Origin of the sequence: Neobacillus jeddahensis (genome assembly GCF_000612625.1) — a bacterium.
GTDB classification, from domain to species: Bacteria; Bacillota; Bacilli; order Bacillales; family Cytobacillaceae; genus Neobacillus; species Neobacillus jeddahensis.
The window spans coordinates 17,297-41,125 of the sequence record NZ_CCAS010000008.1; the positions used below are offsets into that span (position 1 = coordinate 17,297).

General features: G+C 45.6%; 25 protein-coding genes. 1 reads left to right on the forward strand and 24 read right to left on the reverse strand.

All coding sequences use genetic code 11. The features are described from left to right. Nucleotides 1–3: 3 nt before the first annotated feature. The 16 genes from TY15_RS05520 to upp all read right to left on the reverse strand — a co-directional run bounded on the left by TY15_RS05520 (nt 4) and on the right by upp (nt 14,832). Nucleotides 4–1,329: an NADH-quinone oxidoreductase subunit C gene (locus TY15_RS05520; protein ID WP_040207024.1), complete on the reverse strand. Its 1,326-nt coding sequence runs from the start codon at nt 1,327–1,329 to the stop codon at nt 4–6. A gap of 3 nt (nt 1,330–1,332) precedes the next feature. Continuing rightward, a complete protein-coding gene (locus TY15_RS05525) occupies nt 1,333–1,845 on the reverse strand; it encodes a NuoB/complex I 20 kDa subunit family protein (RefSeq protein WP_040207022.1) in 513 nt (170 codons plus the stop codon). Beyond that, a complete protein-coding gene (locus tag TY15_RS05530) occupies nt 1,836–2,210 on the reverse strand; it encodes an NADH-quinone oxidoreductase subunit A (RefSeq protein WP_040207020.1) in 375 nt (124 codons plus the stop codon). The genes TY15_RS05525 and TY15_RS05530 overlap by 10 nt, the downstream gene beginning before the upstream one ends. A 526-nt stretch (nt 2,211–2,736) precedes the next feature. Beyond that, nucleotides 2,737–3,144: a F0F1 ATP synthase subunit epsilon gene (locus TY15_RS05535; RefSeq protein ID WP_040207017.1), complete on the reverse strand. Its 408-nt coding sequence runs from the start codon at nt 3,142–3,144 to the stop codon at nt 2,737–2,739. 21 nt (nt 3,145–3,165) lie between these two features. Then, a complete protein-coding gene (gene atpD / locus TY15_RS05540) occupies nt 3,166–4,587 on the reverse strand; it encodes a F0F1 ATP synthase subunit beta (RefSeq protein ID WP_040207014.1) in 1,422 nt (473 codons plus the stop codon). Between the two features lie 219 nt (nt 4,588–4,806). Continuing rightward, nucleotides 4,807–5,664 (reverse strand): ATP synthase F1 subunit gamma, encoded by an 858-nt coding sequence (gene atpG / locus TY15_RS05545; RefSeq protein WP_040207011.1) that lies wholly within the window; start codon nt 5,662–5,664, stop codon nt 4,807–4,809. 91 nt (nt 5,665–5,755) lie between these two features. Beyond that, nucleotides 5,756–7,267 (reverse strand): F0F1 ATP synthase subunit alpha, encoded by a 1,512-nt coding sequence (gene atpA / locus TY15_RS05550; protein WP_040207009.1) that lies wholly within the window; start codon nt 7,265–7,267, stop codon nt 5,756–5,758. 25 nt (nt 7,268–7,292) lie between these two features. Further along, on the reverse strand, nt 7,293–7,832 hold the full coding sequence (locus TY15_RS05555) for a F0F1 ATP synthase subunit delta (RefSeq protein WP_040207008.1): 540 nt from the start codon (nt 7,830–7,832) through the stop codon (nt 7,293–7,295). Continuing rightward, complete coding sequence (gene atpF / locus TY15_RS05560; protein ID WP_040207006.1) at nt 7,829–8,359, reverse strand: F0F1 ATP synthase subunit B; 531 nt, start codon at nt 8,357–8,359, stop codon at nt 7,829–7,831. The genes TY15_RS05555 and atpF overlap by 4 nt, the downstream gene beginning before the upstream one ends. A gap of 99 nt (nt 8,360–8,458) precedes the next feature. Next, on the reverse strand, nt 8,459–8,683 hold the full coding sequence (gene atpE / locus TY15_RS05565; RefSeq protein WP_040207004.1) for a F0F1 ATP synthase subunit C: 225 nt from the start codon (nt 8,681–8,683) through the stop codon (nt 8,459–8,461). Nucleotides 8,684–8,754: 71 nt separating this feature from the next. Further along, nucleotides 8,755–9,468 carry a F0F1 ATP synthase subunit A gene (gene atpB / locus TY15_RS05570; protein ID WP_040207003.1) on the reverse strand — a complete coding sequence of 238 codons (714 nt, stop codon included), beginning with the start codon at nt 9,466–9,468 and terminating at the stop codon, nt 8,755–8,757. A 22-nt stretch (nt 9,469–9,490) separates the two neighbouring features. Next, entirely contained in the window at nt 9,491–9,865 is a 375-nt protein-coding gene (locus tag TY15_RS05575) for an ATP synthase subunit I (protein WP_040207001.1), read from the reverse strand. Nucleotide 9,866: 1 nt separating this feature from the next. After that, a complete protein-coding gene (locus TY15_RS05580; protein WP_040207000.1) occupies nt 9,867–10,091 on the reverse strand; it encodes an AtpZ/AtpI family protein in 225 nt (74 codons plus the stop codon). A 331-nt stretch (nt 10,092–10,422) separates the two neighbouring features. Further along, entirely contained in the window at nt 10,423–12,663 is a 2,241-nt protein-coding gene (locus tag TY15_RS05585; protein WP_040206998.1) for a S8 family serine peptidase, read from the reverse strand. Next, on the reverse strand, nt 12,660–13,676 hold the full coding sequence (locus TY15_RS05590) for a nuclease-related domain-containing protein (protein ID WP_052353707.1): 1,017 nt from the start codon (nt 13,674–13,676) through the stop codon (nt 12,660–12,662). Before TY15_RS05590 ends, TY15_RS05585 begins: the two co-directional genes overlap by 4 nt. A gap of 526 nt (nt 13,677–14,202) precedes the next feature. Further along, nucleotides 14,203–14,832: a uracil phosphoribosyltransferase gene (upp, locus tag TY15_RS05595; RefSeq protein WP_040206996.1), complete on the reverse strand. Its 630-nt coding sequence runs from the start codon at nt 14,830–14,832 to the stop codon at nt 14,203–14,205. Between the two features lie 175 nt (nt 14,833–15,007). Between upp and TY15_RS05600 the strand changes: the two genes are divergently transcribed. Continuing rightward, nucleotides 15,008–15,802 carry a Cof-type HAD-IIB family hydrolase gene (locus TY15_RS05600; RefSeq protein ID WP_040206994.1) on the forward strand — a complete coding sequence of 265 codons (795 nt, stop codon included), beginning with the start codon at nt 15,008–15,010 and terminating at the stop codon, nt 15,800–15,802. An 82-nt stretch (nt 15,803–15,884) separates the two neighbouring features. Here the strand turns inward: TY15_RS05600 and TY15_RS05605 are convergent, their stop codons facing one another. The 8 genes from TY15_RS05605 to rpiB form a co-directional block, all read right to left on the reverse strand. Then, complete coding sequence (locus TY15_RS05605) at nt 15,885–16,169, reverse strand: PTS sugar transporter subunit IIB (RefSeq protein WP_040206993.1); 285 nt, start codon at nt 16,167–16,169, stop codon at nt 15,885–15,887. 6 nt (nt 16,170–16,175) lie between these two features. Further along, nucleotides 16,176–16,838 (reverse strand): L-ribulose-5-phosphate 4-epimerase, encoded by a 663-nt coding sequence (locus TY15_RS05610; protein ID WP_040206992.1) that lies wholly within the window; start codon nt 16,836–16,838, stop codon nt 16,176–16,178. A 191-nt stretch (nt 16,839–17,029) separates the two neighbouring features. After that, nucleotides 17,030–18,388, reverse strand: coding sequence for a PTS galactitol transporter subunit IIC (locus TY15_RS05615; RefSeq protein WP_040206991.1), 1,359 nt, complete (start codon nt 18,386–18,388; stop codon nt 17,030–17,032). 68 nt (nt 18,389–18,456) lie between these two features. Continuing rightward, nucleotides 18,457–18,909, reverse strand: a complete 453-nt coding sequence (locus TY15_RS05620) for a PTS sugar transporter subunit IIA (RefSeq protein ID WP_040206989.1) — start codon at nt 18,907–18,909, stop codon at nt 18,457–18,459. 19 nt (nt 18,910–18,928) lie between these two features. After that, nucleotides 18,929–20,971, reverse strand: a complete 2,043-nt coding sequence (locus TY15_RS05625; protein ID WP_040206986.1) for a BglG family transcription antiterminator — start codon at nt 20,969–20,971, stop codon at nt 18,929–18,931. A gap of 292 nt (nt 20,972–21,263) precedes the next feature. Continuing rightward, the gene (glyA, locus tag TY15_RS05630) at nt 21,264–22,505 is read right to left on the reverse strand and encodes a serine hydroxymethyltransferase (RefSeq protein ID WP_040206985.1); all 1,242 of its coding nucleotides are present in this window, start codon (nt 22,503–22,505) and stop codon (nt 21,264–21,266) included. Nucleotides 22,506–22,710: 205 nt separating this feature from the next. Then, nucleotides 22,711–23,274, reverse strand: a complete 564-nt coding sequence (locus tag TY15_RS05635) for a TIGR01440 family protein (RefSeq protein ID WP_040206983.1) — start codon at nt 23,272–23,274, stop codon at nt 22,711–22,713. A gap of 64 nt (nt 23,275–23,338) precedes the next feature. Continuing rightward, nucleotides 23,339–23,785, reverse strand: coding sequence for a ribose 5-phosphate isomerase B (rpiB, locus tag TY15_RS05640; protein WP_040206979.1), 447 nt, complete (start codon nt 23,783–23,785; stop codon nt 23,339–23,341). Nucleotides 23,786–23,829 lie beyond the last annotated feature (44 nt).

Genomic DNA, 23,829 nt, shown 5'->3' on the forward strand with positions numbered 1-23,829 from the left:
TGGCTATACCTCCACATCGTACGGCTCATAATCTTTTCGCAGTGGATGGCCAACCCAATCTTCTCCAAGCATAATCCGATGCAGATTTGGATGTCCTTCAAACTTAATTCCTAATAAATCATAGGTTTCACATTCAGGCCAGTTTGCGCCAGCCCAAATTGGCTGCAAGGACTCGATTGTTGGTTCATCGCGGTCAATCTTCACTTTTAATGCCACTGATTGCCGATTTTTGTATGAGTATAAGTGCACATAAACTTCCATATGTGTGACAAAATCCGTTCCATGCAGCTCGGATAGATAGTCAAAACCTAAGAGCTCATTATATTTCAAAAATTGAGCCACTTTAAAATATGTATCTCGCCTTGCCACAAGAGTCGGAACATCTTTAGAAAGTTTATTAATATAAGAATCTTCTAAAACCTCTGAACCTAGGTTTTCCGAAATGACCTTCACATACTTATCTAAAAACGGCTGATTAACAGATGGTTGCGCTTCGCTCGCTTGTGTTTCAGCCTCACCCGCTTTTGCAGAACCTGCTGCTTTCGCTTTGGCTGCTGCCACGGCTTTCGCCTTCGCCTTTGCGGCCGCAATCGCTTTGGCTTTTTCATCATCACCTGCTGGGGCCTCGCTGCCAGCTGCTTTCGCCTTGGCCGCTGCTGCTGCCTTTGCCTTCGCTGCTGCTACGGCTTTTGCTTTTGCTGCCGCCGCTGCCTTCGCCTTGGCATCATCTCCACCTCCAGCGCTATCAGTTGCTTCAGCTGCTGGTGCTTCGCCTCCCGCTTGCTCCATCGCTTTTCGTTTTGCTGCTGCAGCCGCTTTCGCTTTCGCCACAGCTGCCGCTTTTTTCTTCGCGAGATCATCGCCGGCATCGGCTTCTGGTGCTGCTGGCTCTTCCATTACCTCCGTGCCTCCCGCTTGCTCCATCGCTTTTCGTTTCGCTGCTGCCGCCGCTTTCGCTTTCGCCACTGCTGCCGCTTTTTTCTTCGCGAGATCATCACCGGCATCGGCTTCTGGTGCTGCTGGCTCTTCCGTTGCCTCCATGCCTCCCGCTTGCTCCATCGCTTTTCGCTTCGCTGCTGCCGCCGCTTTTGCTTTCGCCACAGCTGCGGCTTTTTTCTTCGCGAGATCATCGCCGGCATCACTTGCCAACACCGGCTCTTCAGCAGGAACCTCGTCCGCCACCGGGGCTTGCACTTCTGGCGTCGCCGGACTTGATGGTGGTGGTGCCGCTGCGCCCGCTTCCTTCACCTGACGCTTCGCTAGGGCTGCCGCCTTCGCTTTCTCCGCCGCCTCTTTCTTTAATTGATCGAGATCTTTCTCCCCGCTCATTGGTTAAATCACCTTCTTCCCAGTCTTCGCTTCATAACGAATTTTTCCTTTTAATTTATTTATTCCATATATTAAAGCTGCAGGGTTTGGTGGGCAGCCTGGGATATACACATCGACCGGCACAATCTGATCGACGCCCTTTACAACGGAGTACGACTTCACATACGGTCCTCCCGCTGTCGCACACGAACCCATCGCAATAACCCATTTTGGCTCCGGCATTTGATCATACAACCGACGCACAATCGGTGCCATCTTCTTCGTCACCGTTCCCGACACAATCATACAATCCGATTGCCGTGGCGATGTCCGGAAAAATGAGCCGAAACGATCGAGGTCATAATTCGCTCCCCCAACACCCATCATTTCAATCGCACAACAAGCCAGACCAAATGTCATTGGCCACAGTGAATTACTCCGGGCCCATGCCTTAATTTGCTCCAGCGTGGCAAAAAATACATTTCTCTCTAACTCTCTAATCTCTTCAGGTGAGAACTCTTCCAGTTTTAAATCCATCGTAGCACCTTCTTCTTCCAAGCATAGACTAGGCCAATTAGCAACATCGCTACAAAAATCAACATCTCAACGAGCGCAAAAATCCCTAGCTTATCATAGGCCACCGCCCATGGATATAAAAACACCGTTTCCACATCAAAAATAACAAACATCAGGGCAAAAATATAATAGCGGACATTGAACTGAACACGAGAATCGTGAAATGGCTCAATACCGCTTTCGTATGTGGTATACTTTGCATCACTTGGCTTATAAGGACGCAACAGCTTACCTAAATATAACGCCACCACCGGCAGCAATACCCCAAGACATAGAAATACAAAAACTATCAGATAATTATTCTGATATACATTCAGAAGTTCCATGTCCATCCCCTCCAATGTTGTAAATTTTCATACTAATGAATATTGTAACCGAATTCATTATAGCACTGTTACAAATCCGTGTCGACAAGCCAATTTCTTAAAATTGGAATTCTATCCGTCGCGATAATTTTCCAGTTTAAAACCCTTGAGCGCTCGCTCACAAATGAGACTTAAAAGGAGAAATTTCGCAAACCTTAGTGACAACGGAGGCGCACAGAACTAGTCCCAAGTGTGGGCACCGCCAACACGTGATCTCGGGCGTTAGCGGAAGATGACGTGCCGCCCCCCCACAATGCCTTACCAATTCGACAACCACCCCTATTTAATAACAAAATGTTTCCAATGTCAGTGAGAATTGTCAACAAATGTTCACCAAATAGACTTTTTAAATTAATTTAAACTGTAACCTACTTCCCTAACATCTTATTCAAACAAACTCAATTCATTCAGACTTTCCCCTTTTTTCAACGAACACCAAAAAACCCCTCCAGCAGCACACGCCGCCAAAGGGGTTTCATTCATACTATTACATTCTTCTTTCCGATACAGCGAGGCGATTGATGGCACGTTGCAACGCAAGCTCCGCACGTCTGAAATCCGTATGCTCAAGCCTTTGCTCCTTCATACGTTGTTCAGCACGCTCCTTCGCTCTTATCGCACGTTCCACATCAATATCAGATGCTTTCTCAGCTGATTGGGCAAGAACCGTCACTTGATCCGGACGAACCTCCAAAAATCCACCGCTTACCGCGATAAACTCCGTCTTACCATCCTTCTTCAGACGAACCGCACCAATCTGGAGTGGAGCAACCAACGGAATATGACCTGGCAAAATCCCTAGCTCACCACTTTGAGCCTTCGTACTCACCATTTCCACATCTGAATCATACACCGGGCCATCGGGAGTAACAACACTGACTTTAATCGTCTTCATTTTTTACCCTCCTGGCTCTTCTTAGGCCTCTACACCCATACGTTTTGCAGCTTCAATCACATCTTCAATACGCCCAACCAAACGGAACGCATCCTCAGGAAGATGGTCATATTTCCCTTCAAGAATCTCTTTAAAACCGCGAACCGTTTCTTTAACCGGTACATAAGATCCTGGTTGGCCAGTAAACTGCTCAGCCACGTGGAAATTCTGTGACAAGAAGTTTTGTAGACGACGCGCACGTAGTACCACTAACTTATCATCATCAGTAAGCTCATCCATACCTAAGATAGCGATAATATCCTGTAATTCACGGTAACGCTGCAACGATTGCTGCACTTGAAGAGCCACTTTATAGTGCTCTTCACCAACGATATCTGGTGACAAGGCACGAGAAGTCGATGCAAGCGGATCCACCGCAGGATAAATACCCATCTCAGAAAGCTTACGCTCAAGGTTAGTAGTTGCATCAAGGTGCGCGAAAGTCGTTGCTGGAGCCGGGTCCGTATAGTCATCGGCTGGTACATAAATCGCCTGGATCGATGTAACCGAACCTTTATTGGTAGACGTAATCCGCTCTTCCAGTTTACCCATTTCTGTCGCAAGCGTTGGCTGGTAACCTACCGCAGATGGCATACGGCCAAGTAGGGCAGAAACCTCAGAACCAGCTTGTGTAAAACGGAAAATATTATCAATGAACAATAACACGTCTTGTCCTTGTTCATCACGGAAATATTCAGCCATCGTCAAACCAGTCAAGGCCACACGCATACGCGCACCTGGCGGCTCATTCATTTGTCCGAATACCATCGCTGTTTGCTTAATTACGCCAGAATCTGTCATCTCGTGGTAAAGGTCATTTCCTTCACGTGTACGCTCACCAACACCAGCGAAAACAGAAATACCGCTATGTTCTTGAGCGATGTTATTGATTAACTCCTGAATTAAAACGGTTTTACCTACACCGGCACCACCGAATAAACCGATCTTACCACCTTTAATATATGGAGCAAGTAAGTCAACTACTTTAATACCCGTTTCAAGAATTTCAACCTCAGTAGAAAGCTCCTCAAATGTTGGTGCTTCACGGTGAATCGAATCACGGCGGGCACTTACAGGAATATCTTCTTTAAGGTCAATTGCTTCACCTAAAACGTTAAATACACGACCAAGTGTTACATCTCCAACGGGAACAGAAATAGGTTTACCAGTGTCTTCCACCTCTAAACCACGAGTTAAACCGTCCGTAGATGACATCGCAATTGTCCGAACTGTATCATCACCTAAATGAAGGGCTACTTCAAGGGTTAAGTTGATCTCAACACCTGATTCATTACGCACTTTGTTTACAATTGTCAAAGCATTATAGAGCTCAGGCAATTGACCGTTTTCAAACTTTACGTCAACTACCGGACCCATAATCTGAAGAACGCGTCCTTTGTTCATCGTTTTCCCTCCTAACTTACACTTTGCATCATTTCATACCCCTTTTTTAAAAATGAACCTTGTTCACCACACCTCACTCGAAACCGTTGTAATCAGAAAATCAGGAGCGCTTTACCGATTCCCGTTACACTACTCTACAAGGTCACTGAACAACATTCATTTCCACTAAAGAGGTGTTGATAATGGTGTCAGGCACCAAATGGCACCATTCTAATGGCCTTATTCTAAGGCCGCCGCACCGCCAACAATTTCGGTAATCTCTTGGGTGATTGCCGCTTGACGGGCACGGTTGAAAACTAATGTATAGTGATTAATTAATTCTTTGGCATTATCCGTTGCATTTCTCATTGCCGTCATCCGGGCCGCATGTTCACTCGCCTTACTGTCAAGTAGGGCACCGTAAATTAAGCTTTCGGCATATTGCGGCAGGAGGACTTCCAAAATCTCTTCTGCAGATGGCTCAAACTCATAGGAAATGAGCTTGTGCGAAGTGGATAAATCCGATAGTGGAAGTAATTTCTTCTCCGTCACTTCCTGAGAAATGGCACTTACATAATGATTGTAAAAGACGTATAGTTCATCAAATGTTCCATCAGAAAACATCCCAACCGTATTGCGAGTCACATCTTGAATGTCTGCAAAGTTCGGCTGTGCTGGAAGTCCTGTTATTTCAAGAACAACATTCATATCGCGCTTGGCAAAATAATCACGAGCCACTCTGCCAATGGCAATAATGGTGAATTCCTCATTCGATTTATGCCGGCTTTGAATTGTTTGATGGACTTTACGAATCACGTTGCTGTTAAATGCACCTGCAAGCCCGCTATCACTTGTTATCACAATATAACCAGTCTTTTTAACAGGTCGATGTTTCAGCATAGGATGATTCACACCGCCTGAACCGATCGCAATCGATGCCGTTACTTCCTGAATTTTTTCCATATAAGGAACAAAAGCTTTCGCGTTAACGACTGCACGATTCCATTTAGCAGCAGAGGTCATTTCCATTGCTTTTGTGATCTGACTCGTCTTTTTTGTCGAATTAATACGAGTTTTAATTTCGCGTAATGAAGCCATAGGTTCTCACCACCCTTTTTCAAAGAATGTCTGGCTCGGTGCACGGCCGTATGCAACGGCCGCACTGCCAAACCTTGTTACATGTCAGACCCTATTTTTCGGAAACTGCAAACGTCTTTTTGAAGTCGTTGATTGCAGAAGCCATATCGTCATCAGAAGGAAGATCCTTCGTTTTTGTAATATGGTCTAACAACTCTTTGCGGTTGTGGTCTAACCAATTATGGAGTTCTGATTCAAAACGACGGATATCCTCCAATGGAATGTCATCAAGGAAACCGCGTGTTAAGGCATATAGGATTGCTACTTGCTTTTCAACAGTTAGCGGCTTGTGAAGATCCTGCTTTAGTACTTCAACCGTACGGGCACCACGATTAAGCTTTGCTTGGGTTGCCTTATCAAGGTCAGAGCCAAATTGCGAGAATGCTTCTAATTCACGGTATGATGCAAGGTCTAGACGCAATGTACCAGCAACTTTTTTCATTGCCTTGATTTGCGCTGATCCCCCTACACGTGATACAGAAAGACCTGCGTTAATCGCCGGACGAACACCGGAGAAGAATAGGTCGGATTGTAAGAAAATTTGTCCATCCGTGATGGAGATAACGTTTGTTGGAATGTATGCAGAAACGTCGCCTGCTTGTGTTTCAATAAATGGTAATGCTGTAATCGATCCAGCACCAAGTGTATCATTTATTTTACATGCACGCTCAAGCAAACGGGAGTGCAAGTAGAAAACATCCCCTGGATATGCTTCACGACCTGGAGGGCGACGAAGCAGCAAGGAAAGCTCACGGTATGCAGCCGCCTGTTTAGATAAATCATCATATACGATTAAGACGTGCTTGCCTTCATACATGAATTCCTCTGCCATCGCAACACCTGCATAAGGAGCTAGGTAAAGAAGCGGAGCTGGCTGCGATGCAGAAGCTGTAACAACGATTGAGTAATCTAATGCACCATATTTACGAAGAGTTTCAACCGCACCACGTACAGTTGATTCTTTTTGTCCAATGGCAACATAGATACAAATCATATTTTGACCTTTTTGGTTCAAGATTGTATCGATGGCAACAGATGTTTTACCTGTTTGACGGTCACCGATAATTAACTCACGCTGACCGCGGCCAATTGGCACAAGGGCGTCAATCGCTTTAATCCCTGTTTGTAATGGCTCATGAACGGATTTACGAGCCATTACGCCAGGAGCAACTGCTTCTACAGGGCGTGTTTTCGTTGTGTTAATAGGACCCATTCCATCAACTGGTTGTCCAAGCGAGTTTACAACACGTCCGATCATGGCTTCCCCAACCGGAACCTCCATGATGCGGCCTGTACGGCGTACTTCATCGCCTTCACGAATTTCTGTATAAGGTCCAAGAATGATAATACCGACGTTATTTTCTTCAAGGTTCTGTGCCATACCCATAACGCCGTTTGCGAATTCAACAAGTTCTCCGGCCATGACGTTGTCGAGGCCATGAACACGAGCAATACCATCACCGACTGTGATAACGGTACCGACATCGGTTACGTGAATTTCTGCCTGATAGTTTTCAATTTGCTTCTTAATCAGGGCACTGATTTCTTCAGCTTTGATGCTCATGAGTTTCACCCCTATTCTTTCAATCTTAGCTTAACAATAATTTACGTTCTAACCGATCTAACTTACCTCTTAATGATCCATCATATATACGGTTTCCAATCCGCAGGCGGATCCCGCCAAGCAAGTTGGTATCGACAATATTTTCAATCTTAAGTGATTTTTTACCAATTTTCGCCGCAAATGTAGTCGATATGGCTTCCCGCTCAACATCTGTAAGCGCACGAACGCTATAGACTTGGGCTTCTGCCACACCACTTGCTTCATTCGCAAGCTCTATAAATTGATTTACCACCTCAATGATTTCGTTCTCACGGTGGCGGTCTATCAAGATCAATAATGTATTAAGGACATGGACACTGATCGATGCAAAAGCATTTGTCACAATCTCTTTTCTCTTATCAATCGTAAGTTTCGAAGAGCTTAAAACAGCTTTCAAATCGGCATTGTATTGTAAGACTTCTTTTACTACACGAAGATCCTCTTCTACCTGACTTAAGTTCTGCTGTTCCGTTGCAATTTGAAAAAGAGCTGATGCGTAGCGTTTTGCTACCATGGAGTTGCTCATCGCTCTTCTCCTGCCTCTTTAATATATTGATTAATTAGCTCTTCTTGATCATTGGCAGTTAATTCTTTTTCAATGACCTTTGAAGCAATTAATACAGATAAAGAAGCCACTTGTTCACGAATCGCTGTAACTGCCTTTTCTTTTTGCTGTTCAATTTCCTGCTTCGCTGCTTCTTTGATACGTTCCGCTTCAGTACGGGCAACCGTGATAATTTCATCACGTTGAATATCGCCTTGTTTTTTCGCGTTCTCAATCAAATTCTGCGCATCGTTTCGCGCTTCTTTTAAAAGACTTCTTTGTTCTTCTAAAAGCTTTTTCGCTTCTAACCGACTATTTTCTGCCGCATTAATTTCATTCACAATGTGATCTTCACGAGTCTTCATGATGCCCATTAAAGGACCCCACGCGAATTTCTTAAGCAATGCTAGTAAAATGATAAATATTATTAACTGGAAGAAGATATCTCCAAAATTTATATGGCCGCCGCCTTCAGCAGCAGTAGCCAATACTAAACTGCTTGTTAACACCCTGGGCTCACTCCTTTCAAGAGTCGCTAAACGATAGGAAAAATACATAAATGAATGGCGAGGATTGGTTGATCTCCGCCATTTAGAATTTTTCTAATTTTATCGGTTTAATACCATGAATGCGATAACTACACCGATAATCGGTAATGCTTCAACTAACGCAACCCCGATAAACATTGTTGTTTGAAGGACACCGCGTAATTCAGGTTGACGAGCAATCCCTTCTACTGTACGACCTACGATCAGACCGTTACCAATACCTGCACCAATTGCTGCTAAACCGATTGCGATAGCTGCTGCCAAAATACCAATTGAACCTGTCATTTCTTTTTCCTCCTTAAATGTATAAAAACATATGTTTTTTTTTAGCTTGTCCATAAGAATGAACGGTTTATTTAATGGTCATGACTCACTTTATGAGACATGTACACCATTGTTAGCATTGTAAAGATATACGCTTGGATGGAACCTACAAAAACAGAGAAACCTTGCCATACCAGGGTTAACGGCACTGCTGCAATCGTACCTATTATTCCTTGATGTGCCAGCCCGCTTGCCAAAAGCGACAGAAGCAATTCACCGGCAAAAATGTTACCGTAAAGACGAAGACCAAGTGTTAACGTATTAGCAAATTCCTCAATAATCTTTAAAGGAAACAAAAATTTCATTGGACTGAAGAAGCCTTCTCTATACGCCTTCACACCTTTTAGCTTTACACCATAGAAATGGGAAAGAACTACAACCATTACAGCTAAAGTCAAAGTGATCATTGGATCTGAAGTTGGTGACTTCCACCAGAGTGTTTCATCTACCACAAGTGCAAACGGTAAACCTATCATATTGGATACAAAGATATACATGAGGATCGTAATTCCAAGAATATGGAATCTCCCCCCATCCTTCCAATCCATTGTACTGTTAATGATCCCCTTAACAAAATCCATCACCCATTCAAAGAAGTTCTGCATTCCTGTTGGTTTCATAGCAAGCTTGCGGGTTGAAAGTAGAGCGATTAAAAAGACAATCAGACTTGCAATCGTAATCATCAGCATATTAGCGCCGTTAAACCAAAGTCCCATGAACTCAAACTCCGGAGCTTTATGTTCCATTAAAACTCACCTCACTTCCACTTCATTTCTGTACATGTACTACATGGTAAAAATAATCTATCATAATGACAATATAGGATGTCATCAGTCCTATCACTAGTCCTATCATATCAAAATATTCAGGATATCTTAAGGCGATAACGGCTGCAATACCCGCTGTTGCCATCCTCGACAGAGAACCCAGCGAGGTGACCTTTTTGCCTTGTGAAACCAGTTTGTCAAACTTCTCTGTTTTCCTTACTAATAACCAAAGATTAAGAAAACCAAAGCATGTCCCAAGAATCAATCCCAAAAACACCGTCTGGAACGAAGTGAAGCCCCAGCCAAGAACATAGATGGACAACAAGTAAAACATCCATTTCCGTTCCCTGTTGTACAATACTCTAAAATCTGGCATGTTAGTTGTCTCCTGAATTGAAATAGCGGATAGAAAGAAGCATAGTATATGTACCCGCGGCTAGTCCCAAAAGCAGTCCGATTATTAAGAAAATTGGCTCCGTATTCCATTGCTGATCAAGCCATTTGCCTGAGAAAATACCGATAAGAATGGAACCGACTAATTGGGAGACAATCGCGGACATTAGAGCCATGGCTCGAAAGGGATTGCGGTTGTTTTGACGCACTTTCATCACATCCTCACTCTAAGAGAATGCCTGACGGGGCACTAAGGGAATTGGTTCCATAATAACTATCATTATATAAATAAAAAACTATGAAAACCCTGTCATTTACACCCTTTGTTAGCATACAATAGGCACTTGTCAATGTCAATGAGTTTACGTGAATTAATCCACAAACAATTCCTCTCATTTCCTCCACTTTTTCAATTTTTATTACTACTACAATTGTATTGTAAATTCCAAATAATTTTTGTCCAAATTGTGTCCATTTTGTGAACTTTTAATCCAATTCTAATCTAATTCTCATTTTTTATGTAGCTTCGGACTGCACAATCTACTCCTCCGGCTCCTCTATCACAATCATCCGCTCCATAAAATCCTCCTTCCCAGCCTTCTTCGCAAACACCTTCACCAAATACGTTCCAACGGCTGGTACTTGATCGGCTGGAATGACCTTCTTGAGCTGCCCCTTCTTCACATTCGTTTCACTATCAAGATAGCCCACAAACCGGTAATCCTCGGGATTAAACAGTGCAATCCCAAATTCCTCCGCCCCGCCTGGCAAATACACCTCATACCGGTACTCTCCTGGTCGATCGCCTTTGCCAAAATCAAACCCCATCACACGCGGGTAACCTGGCTCCTCAAGCACATACAAATATGGAATTTGCATCGACGCTTCCCCGGCCTGCAGACTTAAATAGCCATCGTGTATCTTGCCTTTAAACAACTTCGGATCGACAACAAGCTCGACACTGACCTCCTTCGCTTGGCCCGCCTCTAAGGTAAACGATAACGGGAAGTGCCAGCTCAGTCCGTCCACCTGTTTCGGAATCGTAAAGGCATAGCGCTGCGTGCGGCCACTCGTATTTTCCACATGCAAATGAGCGATATGCCGGTCACTCTCATCGGTATACTTCCCAAAGCGGATACTGCTCGGCGACACAAGCGAAGGTGCATGAATCGCCGCATCCACCTGAATCCGGCCAGCCCCCTGCTCATACGTTCGATAATAGCTTGGTTCAGAATCAGCACCGATTTTAATCGTATGGTCTTTATTCTCCGCACTAGCTCCGCTGCTAAGCGGTTTCGCCGTATTCATCAAAGCCGCCTTAATTTGCAGCGGCGTCCAATCCGGATGCGCCTGCTTAATCAGCGCACAGGCCCCGGCCACATGCGGCGCCGCCATACTCGTCCCCTGCAGCGACAAATAACCGCCCGGAATTGTCGAATGAATCGCCACCCCTGGCGCAACAATATCTGGCTTAATCTCCCATGTTCCCGTCACCGGCCCACGCGAGCTAAAGTCCGCCAGCCGATCCCGCTCCTCCCTCACCTCGACCCTCGCCGACACACTGCCCTTGTTTATTTCTTTTTGTAAAATACCTCCGTCACGCTTCGATAGCGCTGCTACCGGGATGGTCATTGGGGTATCCAAATTACCCATAAACTCTCCACTCGTATTATTGTAAATCAACACGGCCTTTGCCCCCGCGTCAAGGGCATTTTTGGCTTTTTCCGAAAAGGTCAATGTTCCCCGTTGCAATAGGACCATTTTCCCTTGAACGTTTTGTAGTTCCTTTCTCCTGCCGATCCCGCCATCGACTAGCTCTAAGGAACGGTCCAGCGCCCACTTTTCCGAGCCCTCCATCGGCTGAAGCCGGATTTTATCCCGTGTTCCTTCTATTAATAAAGAGGGGATCTCCAGTGTTGGTGTTGACGCTCCGACCGAGATCGCTTTCGAGGCTGTACCAGGGGAACCGACGGTCCACACATTCGGGCCAGAATTTCCCGATGCCGCTACAGCAACGATGCCTTTGTCGACAGCGCGATTTAAAGCGAGACTAATTGGGAGGTCGGGACCGTTTATGTCGTTGCCGAGTGACAGATTGACAATATCGACTTTGTCTTTGATCGCCTGATCAATCGCCGCGAGAACTTGCTCGGTTGTCCCGCCTCCGCCCGGACCGAGTGCCCGGTAGGCAACAATCTTGGCCTCGGGAGCGACGCCCTTTATTTTTCCATTAGCTGCAATGATCCCGGCGACATGCGTGCCGTGGATGGTAGCCTTGCCGATTGCGAGTGTCTCCATCGGATCGCGGTCGTTATCGACGAGATCATGCCCACCCGCATAATTGCGCCTTAGATCGGGATGGGTGTAATCGACACCCGTATCAATGACGCCAACCGTTACCCCTTTGCCGGTGAGCCGCTCATTTTTTTGGTCAAAAAAGCTGCGCACTTCTTCGCCGCCAATGATCTTGATGCTTTCCTCGGTCTCGGCCTGATAGTTGGTAACCGCTGAGACATGGATAATTTGCTTGTGTGCTTGGGTGGTCAGCTTTTCGATTTGCTCCGCGCTACCTTGCACGGAAAAACCATCGATTGCCTCTTGAAAAATGCGACGCAGTTTCACGTCTTTGTACGGAGCGATGAGCTGTTTGATATCCTGCTCAGAGTGCGGCTTATCGAGGACGACGATCGCGATGGTTTCGTCTGCCCGATTTGGAATCGGCGGGTGAACTAGTATGTTGGCTGTTTGGAAGGTGAGAAGGATAGCAAGTAGCAATTTCATATCGACCATTCCCCTTTTTTACTATCGTTTTCCAGAAGTGGGGATAGTATGCGTTCGGGTGGAAGAAAGTATGCAGTGGTTCGCTCATGTCCAGTCGCCGTAAGAGAGAGGGTACGGAGGAGGTATTTCGCAACATTGCGCTGGTCAATGCGGAAAAATTCTTGAAAAAGTTTAACGGTGAGCGGCTCATTCATGAGAAGAAAGTACTCACGAATGGCTGGAATGTGCGCATTCTTTGAGTAGGTCTTGCATTTACCGCAATACCAGGAGGCAGAGACTCGGATCATCGGGATATGTTGGCAATTCGGACATCGAACACCCTTTATAATGATTGATTTTGGAATGGCAAAGGTTTTAAGGATTTCCGGATAGGCGGGGCTATTTTCCGCTAGAATCAGTTGACATCGTTTGTTGAGGGCCTGACCTTTCAGAAGAGGACTTTGATATTTGGCGGCTAGCTCCGCTACTTTTTCCTCGAGGTTTTCTGCGTATATCATGTGGTTAAAGATATGTTCATTCCCAGGATTCGTGCGTAAGATGGTCGAGTTTTTACTGATGACGACTAAGTACTCGATTGGCATGGAGGGGAGTTTATGGTGGATCATCCATTTGAGGAATTGGCTCTGATGGTGCCGTGCTTGTGTCAACGGATTGGAGATTCCTTCTGATTGACCATTATACGTTCGGATAACGCCCTGGGTGGCCTGATCAAAGAATAGTGTCCCGCTGATGTTTTTAATTTCTAGTATTAAGCCAAATTGCCTTGATTGAATGTAGCTATCGATTTGGAAGGGATTTTTCTGTATGAGACGCAGGTCATTGATGATGTGGTATTGATCTTCGGGGAGGTAGGAGAGGTAGTAATCGACATTCTTTTCACCGGCGTATCCCTTTTTCCATTTCATTAGTCCTACTTCGATGTCCCGGTAACTTATATGGGTAGGCGGGACTCTCCGCAGAAGGGCTTCGCGCTGTAGGAGCGGGATCGGCACGGGTCGTTCATTTAATATCATGGCATTTCCTCCTTAATTAGTCTCATTTTTTAGTTGTACCGGTAAATTTCCGTATTCAGGAGCTGAATTCCTGCAATTTAATTGCGACTATTATGTGGATAATTTGTGACAGGCAGATAGACTGGGTTTGATCGGAGCATTTTTTCGATGAATCGGATCATTTTCTGCTATCTTTGGATGATTTTCCAATATCATTGGATCATTTTTTAGCTAGATTGGATAATTTACCATTTTCAGGTAAATATTTCCTCGTTTTCAGCTGCTCTCTCATCAGAATTCCCTCCAACATTTAAGATCGGATCATTTTCGCAAGAGATCGGATCATTTTCTGCCTTCTTTGGACGATTCTCCGACATCATCGGATCATTTTTTAGCTAGATTGGATAATTTACCATTTTCAGGTAAAAACAACCTGATTTTCAGTTGCTCTCCTTACTGGATTCCCTCCAAAATTTAGGATTTGCTCATTTTTAAGCTCAACTACCAACAAAAAACAGCCCCACCAACGGAGCTGTTCATCATAAAACTATTTTGTGCCGAACAAACGGTCACCGGCATCACCAAGGCCTGGTACAATGTAGCCATGGTCATTTAATTTCTCATCCAATGCCGCAATATAGATATCCACATCAGGGTGTGCCGTTTTCACAGCCTCCACACCCTCCGGTGCAGCAATCAAACACATAAACTTAATATGCTTGGCGCCACGCTTCTTCAAGGAGCGGATCGCCTCCACCGCAGAACCGCCTGTTGCCAGCATCGGATCCACCACGATGAAATCACGCTCTTCTACATCACTTGGCAGCTTAATATAATATTCAACCGGCATTAATGTTTCAGGGTCGCGGTATAAGCCGATGTGGCCTACCTTCGCAGCAGGGATTAACTTTAAGATTCCATCAACCATGCCAATTCCGGCGCGCAAAATCGGCACAACGCCCATCTTTTTCCCAGACAGGACTTTGGATTTCGCCGTACAGACTGGTGTCTCGATATCGATATCTTCCAGCGACATATCCCTTGTAATCTCAAACGCCATCAATGTTGCCACTTCGTCGACGAGCTCGCGGAACTCCTTTGTTCCTGTATTTTTATCACGTATGTAAGTAAGCTTGTGTTGGATAAGTGGATGGTCGAAGACGTATACCTTTGCCACAAAAATCGCCCCTTTTATTAAAATTAATCATGCATTCGTCTCATTTTACAGAAAAAAAAAGCAATGTTCAACTCTTTGCCGGTTCCTTTTTTCAGATTGACGAAGGGAGAGAATGTTATAATAGCCTTAATGGAATAGTATGAATTTTCCTGAAACTAAACCAAGGAGTGTCGAGATGTCCCATTATAAAGCTTTATTTTTAGATATTGATGGCACGATCATTCGTCCTGACGATACGATTGAGCACTCAACCAAGCAGGCAATCTTGGAAGTGCTTGACCGCGGAATGGAAGTCATCTTAACGACAGGCAGGCCGATTCATGAAATTAGGGAGCTCGCCGCGGAGTTGCAGGTCCAATCCTTTATCGGGTACAACGGGGCTGCCGCCATTATTCAGGGTAAGCGCTGCTTCGAAAAGCCGCTCCCGCCCACACATGTAGAACAGGTATTAACGATTGCCGGCGCACATCAGCACGAACTTGCCCTTCACACCGGCACCGCGAACTACCTCACCTCCCTAGATTCCCCCGCTGCCCGAAGGTTTGTCACGAAATTCGCTTACCGGAAAAATGAACCACTTGCCCAGCGACGCGGTTCGACGGACGATGTCCTTGCCATGACGTTTATTAATATGAAGCCGGATGATGTTCACTTCTATGAGAGCGTGCCGAGCCTGATCCTATCGCAGGCAAATGTCGACGGGATGCAGCAATGCTTTGATGTGCTTCGTGACAATGTGAATAAAGGGACCGGGGTGAGCCTCGTTTTGGAGCATATGGGAATCGTGAAGGAAGAGGCAATTGCCTTTGGTGACGGCTTAAACGACAAGGAAATGCTCCAAAGTGTGGGCGAAAGCTTCGCGATGGGGAATGCCCATCCCGACCTGTTCGCCATTGCAAAAAATAAAACGACCGACGTCATGGAGAGCGGAATTTATCACGGCTTGCGGACGCTCGGTTTGGTGGAGTAAAGCTTTAACGCGCCGGGGGTCAGGCCCCATTAAATGGCCCCATAAAAAAACAGCCTACTCCCACCAGCAGGCTGTTTTTTCGTTATGCGAGAATTTGAGTTTTGATTTTTTCGAACATCGCGTCCTTGCCGATGCCCGTTAACAATGGGACGCCATCAATGACCTTACTTTTAATATTATCAGGGACAAGTGTTGTCGAGACGATAATATCGTAGTCATCGATGCGACTGAGCTCCTCGCTGATCTTCGATTGGAATAGCTTCACTTTACTTTCGAGTCCATTTTCCGAAAGCCACGTTTTCACCTTTCCCGTAACAATCGTTGACGTAGCAATCCCTGTTCCACACATAATCAATAGTTTTTTCATCTGCACTCACCCTTTTATCGTGTTTTTTTGCCCATAGGACGTTTTGTAAAAATGGTTGCAAGCCGCAATCACGGACGAGCTGAGCGGCTCGATGTCCGGTTCATGCAAGGTCGCATAATGAGCATATTCTGCCGTTTCCTCTAAAATGACAGCCGCCTTCAAGGCGTGCTCAATATCCTTTCCAACGGTGAATACTCCATGACTGCGGAGTAATACGGCCGGTGAATCACCAAGATGGTCAATAATTTGTTTTCCCACGTCCTCTTCACCGATTGCCGCAAAGTCTGAACACGGAACCCGCTCATTGAAGAGATTGGCGGCGGTAGTTGTGTAAGACGGAATATCCAAACCGCGAATCGCGAAGCTAGTCGCAAACGGGGAATGGGTATGCACAATACTATGGATATCGTCGCGATGCTTATAGACGTACAAATGACTAGCCGTGTCCACCGATGGCTTCAAATGGCCCTCGATGACCTTTCCGTCTAAATCGACGATCACCATATCATCCGGTGTCAAGGCGGCAAAATGAATGCCGCTTGGTTTAATGATAACGAGATTGCTCGCTGGGTCACGATAACTGACATTTCCACTCGTCCATTTGACAAGCTCCAGCTCCTTCAAGGCTTTATTGGCCTCACAAACAGCTTCCTTCCACTCTGTTAACAAGCGAATCACCTTCCCTTTTTTAAAAAATTTTGGCCTCGAGAAGCCATCGTCTCGAGGTCACAAGCCAATCCGTTGAGAAGGTTAACGTACAACCTTCCCGTTAGCTCGGCTTGTGCTTGATTACTTAAAACGATCACTTTCGGCTCGCATTAAGAGAAATTAAGTCGATAGACAGGTGCCTGACGCTTTTCTTATAGACTGGCTCCTTGATCCTTGCCAAGCTTCGCCTCACGCTTTGGTTTGATTTTATTCAAATAAATCAAGCCGGCGAAGGCGATCACGCCGATAATTGTAATTCCGCCCCAACTGAGAATCTTCGCCAAGCCGACAAAGATAAACGTCGTCCATACCGCCCCATCGACAAGGGCAGAAATACTGGAGTTCCCGGCCATATCAAACTTCGCTGCTAACGCAGAATCGGTGATTAATGGGGCTGCCCAGGAAGCGATTAACAATCCGACCGCCATATAAATCGTCCCGGCGACCACAGTTCGAATGATATTCCCCCGGAACACTGGTGTCATCAAACAGACTAAGAACGGAATCGTCGCCAAATCCCCGAAAGGCAAAACTTTATTTCCCGGTAATATTACCGCTAAAAACAACGTGATCGGCACAATGATTAGCGATGCCGACAAAACAGCCGGGTGCCCAACAGAAAGAGCACTGTCCATCCCGATATAGAGATCGCGGCCTGGCATACGTTTTCTGACAAAATCACTAGCAGCTTCCGAAATCGGCGAAAGCCCTTCCATTAATAACGAAACCATTCGCGGCATTAACATCATCACGGCTCCTGTTTGCACAGCAAGCTGCATGATTTCCGAGACATTGTAGCCAGCGAGAAACCCGATGACAATTCCGATTAACACACCCATGACGGTCGAATCGCCGAAAATCCCAATTCGTTTTTGGATCGATTCAGGGTCCGCCTCTAATTTATTGAAGCCGGGGATTCGGTCAAATACCCAATTCAACGGTTTCGCAACCAAATAGGAGGGTGCCGACGCCCCGTGTGGGAACGTGATATTGGTAAAGCCGTAAAACTTACTAATATCCTTAGCAATTAAATCCCCTAGGAAGAAAATAACGACTAAGTGAATCGCAATCGTATACAAGCCGAGGGCAAAATTCCCGGTCAGGGCGTAGACGAGCGAGCCGGTAAAGGCGCAGTGCCAGTAATCCCAAATATCGACGTCCAGAGTCTTTGTCAAACCGGCGAGCAACAGGACAACGTTGATACCAATCCCAAGTGGAATCGCCAAACTTCCTAGGGCCGTCCCGTAGGAAATGGCGGCAGCGGCAGGCCAACCGACATCAATCGTCCCAAGCTGGAAGCCAAAGTTATCGACCATCGCCTTGGCAGCCGGTCCTAAGCTATTCGTTAACAAGCCGATGACCAGGTTCAACCCAACGAAACCAATCCCTACCGTTAAGCCGGCTTTAAAGGCCTTACTTGGCTTGGTCCCCAAAATAATCCCGAAGATAAACAAGAGAATTGGCAGCATGACACTTGCACCAAGATCGACGAACCATTGTAAAACTGACATGTAAAGTCCTCCTTTTTCTATAAAGAATTTTGATTTCGAGAATGGTCCAGCTCCAGAAGCCCGGAGAATTATTCCAGCCCCGCCTTGTTTAATAAGGCATCTAAGTCGGCTTGATTTTTACAGGCGGCAAATTCCATCAATAATGCCCGGTCTTGAAAAATTTCCATTAAGCGCTGCAGCATCGTTAGTTGATCCTCCGCTTTTTTTAAGGCAAGCATGAAAATCAACGACACATCAATCTCACCGCCACTTCCCATCATTTGGAATTTAACAGGGTTTTTTAACGAGGCAAAAGCGATTTGTGGTGTAATGACCATATCGGCATCCGTATGGGGAATCGCGATGCCATAGGGCTCGACGGCTAATCCCGTGGGAAAGCTTTCCTCGCGTGCAACAATTCCGTCATGAAACGAAGCGGAAACGAGTTCGGCGGCGTATAGGGATTCAGCCATTTTCCTCAGTGCCTCTTGGCGATCACTTGCTTCTAACTCAAAAAAGGTAATTTTTCGATCGAAAAACATGGTAGTTCCTCCTAACAATTCAATATCCATTGATGATCAACCACGCTTCAGACACATCCTTCGAGTCTAGCAATTTGGAAATCTTGTGATCGTCTTCAGCGAGCTCGACTAACTGCGATAACGCCTTTAAATGGCGGTTTTGATTATAAATGGCGAGTGGCGTGACAATGGATACCTTATGTCCGTTTGCAAACGCAACCGGATTTTTTAAAATAAGCATGGCAAAGGCATCGGCCAGGACGCCCTTTTCCGGCGCGGCATGCGGAATCGCCATCTGACGACCTATAAAACTATACACATGCTGATGATTGTTTTCCTCGACGAGCGTTGTCACATAGTCCGGCTTGATAATCTTGCTTGTCAACAACGGCTCACAGGCAATCGCAATCGCCTCCTGCCACGTATCGACGCGATCGCGGATTTGGATGAACTCTCTCGGTAGAAATTGTTTCAACCCATATATGACGGGTTTCGGCTCCTTGGGTTCCTTTTTCTGGCCCGCTTGAAACAGCTTCGACAACGAGGTGAGCAGGGCCATTTCATCGGTGACGATAGCATTTTCCTTAATGGTAGCGATTAAGCGACTAATGTTAATCGTGGCATAGCTATCCTTGTCGACGGTGGTAATCACCCGCCTCCTCAGTGCCTCTTTTTCGCTTATCGTCATGAGGGGGTTAATTAAATAATGCGGCTTCTCTGATTGAATCGGAATCGTACTAAAGACAATATCATGCTCAAGCGGATCGGTCTGAAACTGTCTTAATGACAGGCTTTCGGCAAAATAAAATTCTGGAAATAGTTCCTTTAGCGTTTGCTGCATGATTTTTGAAATGGTTAAACCATTCGTACAAACCACCACGGCGCGTTTCTTTTTGTGAAGGTCTTCGCCTTGTTTGATGAGCTGTCCAGCCAGGAACATCGTGATAAAAGCAATTTCCCCTGCTGGGAAGGTCTCGCCAATTAGCTCCTCAAGCGGACCAATCGAGGCTGCGGCCATTTCGTGCAGGTCAATATATTCCTCAATCATTTTCATCGAGTATTGATCCTTCAGGGTGAGATGATATTTGATTCGATAATAGGCAGGGCGCATATGGAGCAGTAATTTGTTCAAAATCTCCTCTTTGTCGACAATGAAGATGCATGATTTTTTTTCAAAAAGGTGAAGCATCTTGCTGATGGCATGCTTTAGTTCTTGAATGCGTTCATCGGTGAGGATATCCGCTGCGCGCACATTGGATGTCAATAACTGCAGGGTGAGCCAGATTCTTTCGGTGATGGGTATTTCCATGTTTTCCTTTAGGAGCAGCTTAGAGGCCAAATATTCTTCGGTGTCGGCCAGTTCATCGACGCTAATATGAAAGTCAGCGTTAAGGAAATGTCCTTGTTCGATTCTAATAAAAATAAGTTCAATAATGTAGGGCAAGCTTTCGTAGCTTTCGTCAGTTAAATGGATATTGAGCGATGCTTCTATCGATTTGACCTTTTCCTTCATCAGTGCGATAGTAAGCTGTAGAAATTTCTCGAAATACTTATAACCATTGAAAAAGTTAAGAACGGATTTGACGACCTCGATCAGCAGCTTGCGGATTTGGAACTCATCGCCGATGATGTCATAGCCATCGGCGCGCGAATAGGAGATGGTCAGACCGTAGTTCTTAATGAATTCGGTCGCTTCCTTGATATCGCTGATCCCCGTGTTTTTGCTGACATGGAGAAGGTCGATAATATGAAACAGAGAGATTTCTTCTTTTTTGCCAAGTAAGTATAATATAAGTAAGAGTGCTCGTTCCTTTTCGGTCGGGATGTACGTTTCGATGTGATCGGTTGTCGTCCTTCCCTCAGAAAAATGTTCAAAGATATTTTTATCAATAATAAAATTTCCGTTGCGGCTTTTCGTAATCGGCAATAGGTTTTTCGTTTGTAACCATTGATTGATTTTTTCAATCGAATAGCCAACTTGGCGTCGACTAAGGTTAAATTTATCTTCTAGTTCCTTATTTTTTATTTGCGGAGTCCGGATCAATTCGTTTAACAAATTGACACTGCGATCATCAAGGAACATCCCTACAACCTCCTTCTGGTTCTATTATATTTGAAATGTTATGAATTTTGTAACCGTTTTCATACCAACTTTTTACCTATAGGAAGCCCCGTTTGTGTGCAAGTTTGTACTGAATTCTCCTTTTACTTATTTTTACATTTGTTCTTATTGATAACATTTGTAACTAACGTAATACAAACTATGTGTTTCGTCAATATATTATAGGAATTTTCCGAATATTTTAACGTGGGATATTTTGTACTTTCTAACGAAAAAATCGACCCTTCGTGATGAAAGGTCGATTTTTTATCTATTAATATTCTGGATATAGGGTGAATTTATTTGTTAAGGCTTCAACTCGTGCACGCGCTTCGTCTAGCTTTGCTTCGTCTTCATGGTTTTTCAACGTGAAGGCGATCAGCGCGGCGATTTCGTCCATGTCCTCTAGACCAAAGCCACGGCTTGTTACGGCTGCTGTCCCGATGCGAATTCCGCTTGTCACAAATGGACTTTGCGGATCGAATGGAATCGTGTTTTTATTAACGGTAATACCGATTTCGTCCAATACTTTTTCGGCTACCTTACCAGTTAAGCCTAGATTCTGGACATCGATGAGCAGCAAGTGGTTGTCCGTTCCGTCAGAAACAAGCTTGATGCCTTCTTTTTGCAAGCTTTCCCCTAAACGCTTGGCATTGGCGATAATGTTGCCAGCATATTCTTTGAAGCTTGGCTGCAATGCTTCGCCGAAGGCAACGGCTTTGGCTGCGATGACGTGCATTAACGGACCGCCTTGGATGCCAGGGAAGATAGATTTATCAATTTTCTTGCCGAATTCCTCTTTGCAAAGGATCATCCCGCCACGTGGACCACGTAAGGTTTTATGTGTAGTAGTCGTAACAAAATCAGCGTATGGCACTGGGTTTGGATGCAGGCCGGCTGCAACGAGTCCAGCGATATGCGCCATATCGACCATGAGGTAGGCGCCCACTTCATCAGCAATCTCGCGGAATTTGGCGAAGTCAATTTCGCGTGGGTAAGCACTCGCCCCGGCGACAATCAACTTTGGCTTGTGCGCAAGGGCCTTTTCACGTACATCTTCATAGTTGATGCGGTGTGTGTGTTCATCGACACCGTATTCAACGAAGTTATATTGGATCCCACTGAAGTTGACTGGGCTTCCGTGTGTTAAGTGACCACCGTGTGAGAGGTTCATCCCTAGAACGGTGTCGCCTTGTTCAAGGATGGTGAAGTAAACGGCCATATTGGCTTGGGCCCCTGAATGCGGCTGAACGTTCACATATTCCGCACCGAAGATTTCCTTTGCGCGCTCACGTGCGAGGTCTTCGACGATATCGACATATTCACAGCCGCCATAGTAACGGCGTCCAGGGTATCCTTCGGCATACTTATTGGTTAGTACAGATCCTTGGGCCTCCATGACCGCTTCACTGACAAAGTTTTCTGAGGCTATTAATTCAATTTTGGAGCGCTGACGCCCTAATTCTTGTTGAATCGCTTGAAAAACCTGCTCATCCGCTTGTGACAAATGCTTCATCCTAAATCCCCCTTTTATGTATAAACCAGAAACCGTTAGAAAATTCCTTCTTTATTTTAGCACGTTTTCCCCTCAAGGGAAGTCCCATTTTACCTAAACCACCCTTGTTAACCACTTAATCATAGAGAATACCTAACAAATGGTGTCACACCATTTCCAACCTATTGACAGGGAGTACCTGCTAAATGGTGTCAGGCACCAAACTTTAGCAGCTTCTGTTTTCTTTGGTTGGTTCGTAGATGGCTCGGGCGCCGCCGATTAGTTTTGGGCGCGCTTTTGCTAAGGTGACGTAGGCATGTCCGACGTTTTTTTGTTTGACGCGAATAGGCACGGCGACATGTTTTAGGTGCATCCCAATCAACGTATGGCCAATATCGATTCCTGCGTCTGCTTTTACGAATTCAACGACGGCTGCCTCGTTTAGGTTTGCAAACGCATAGGTGGCCATGGCTCCGCCGGCTGTCCGGACCGGAACAACGGTAACCTCCTCCAACCCGCGGGCATCCGCAACGGAGCGTTCGACAACCAACGCTCGATTTAAATGTTCACAGCATTGGAAGGCGAGCTGAATCCCTGTTTCTGCTTGAAGCTTGCTCAATACACGGAAAATCATTTCTGCAACGTCCACGGTGCCAGAGGTGCCAATTCGTTCACCGATGACCTCGCTTGTACTGCAGCCAACGACCAGCAGCAGCCCCGGCTTCAATCCGACCTGGTCTTTGAATTCAGTTACGATTGCTTCTAGTTCCTTTTCCCATTCGTGAATCATCCGTCTCGACCTTTCTATTAACAGTGATCTATTGATTGTTTGTTAATGCAGGTTGCTTCCATTCCTATAGATGTTTGTTTTCGTATTCAGTGATTTTTCCAATTCGGTTGGCATGACGGCCGCCTTCAAACTCTCCAGTCAGCCAGATTTCAGCGATATCGCGGGCTAATCCAGGGCCAATCACGCGCTCACCCATAGCAAGCATGTTGGAATCATTATGGGCGCGCGTTGCTTTCGCGCTAAAGGTATCATGCACGAGCGCACAGCGGATGCCCTTCACTTTGTTCGCAGCAATACTCATCCCAATACCTGTTCCACAAATCAAAATCCCTCGATCAAACTCACCACTCGCTACCTTTTCAGCGACAGGCAGGGCGTAATCTGGAAAATCCACTGACGTCTCACAGTCACAGCCGAAATCGACATACTCCATTTTTAATTCCTCTAGCAATTTGGCAATTTCCTTACGAATATGGATGCCACCATGATCTGATGCTAATGCTACTTTCATGAAAAAATCCTCCATTTCTATTCCAAAGTACATACTGCTTTCAT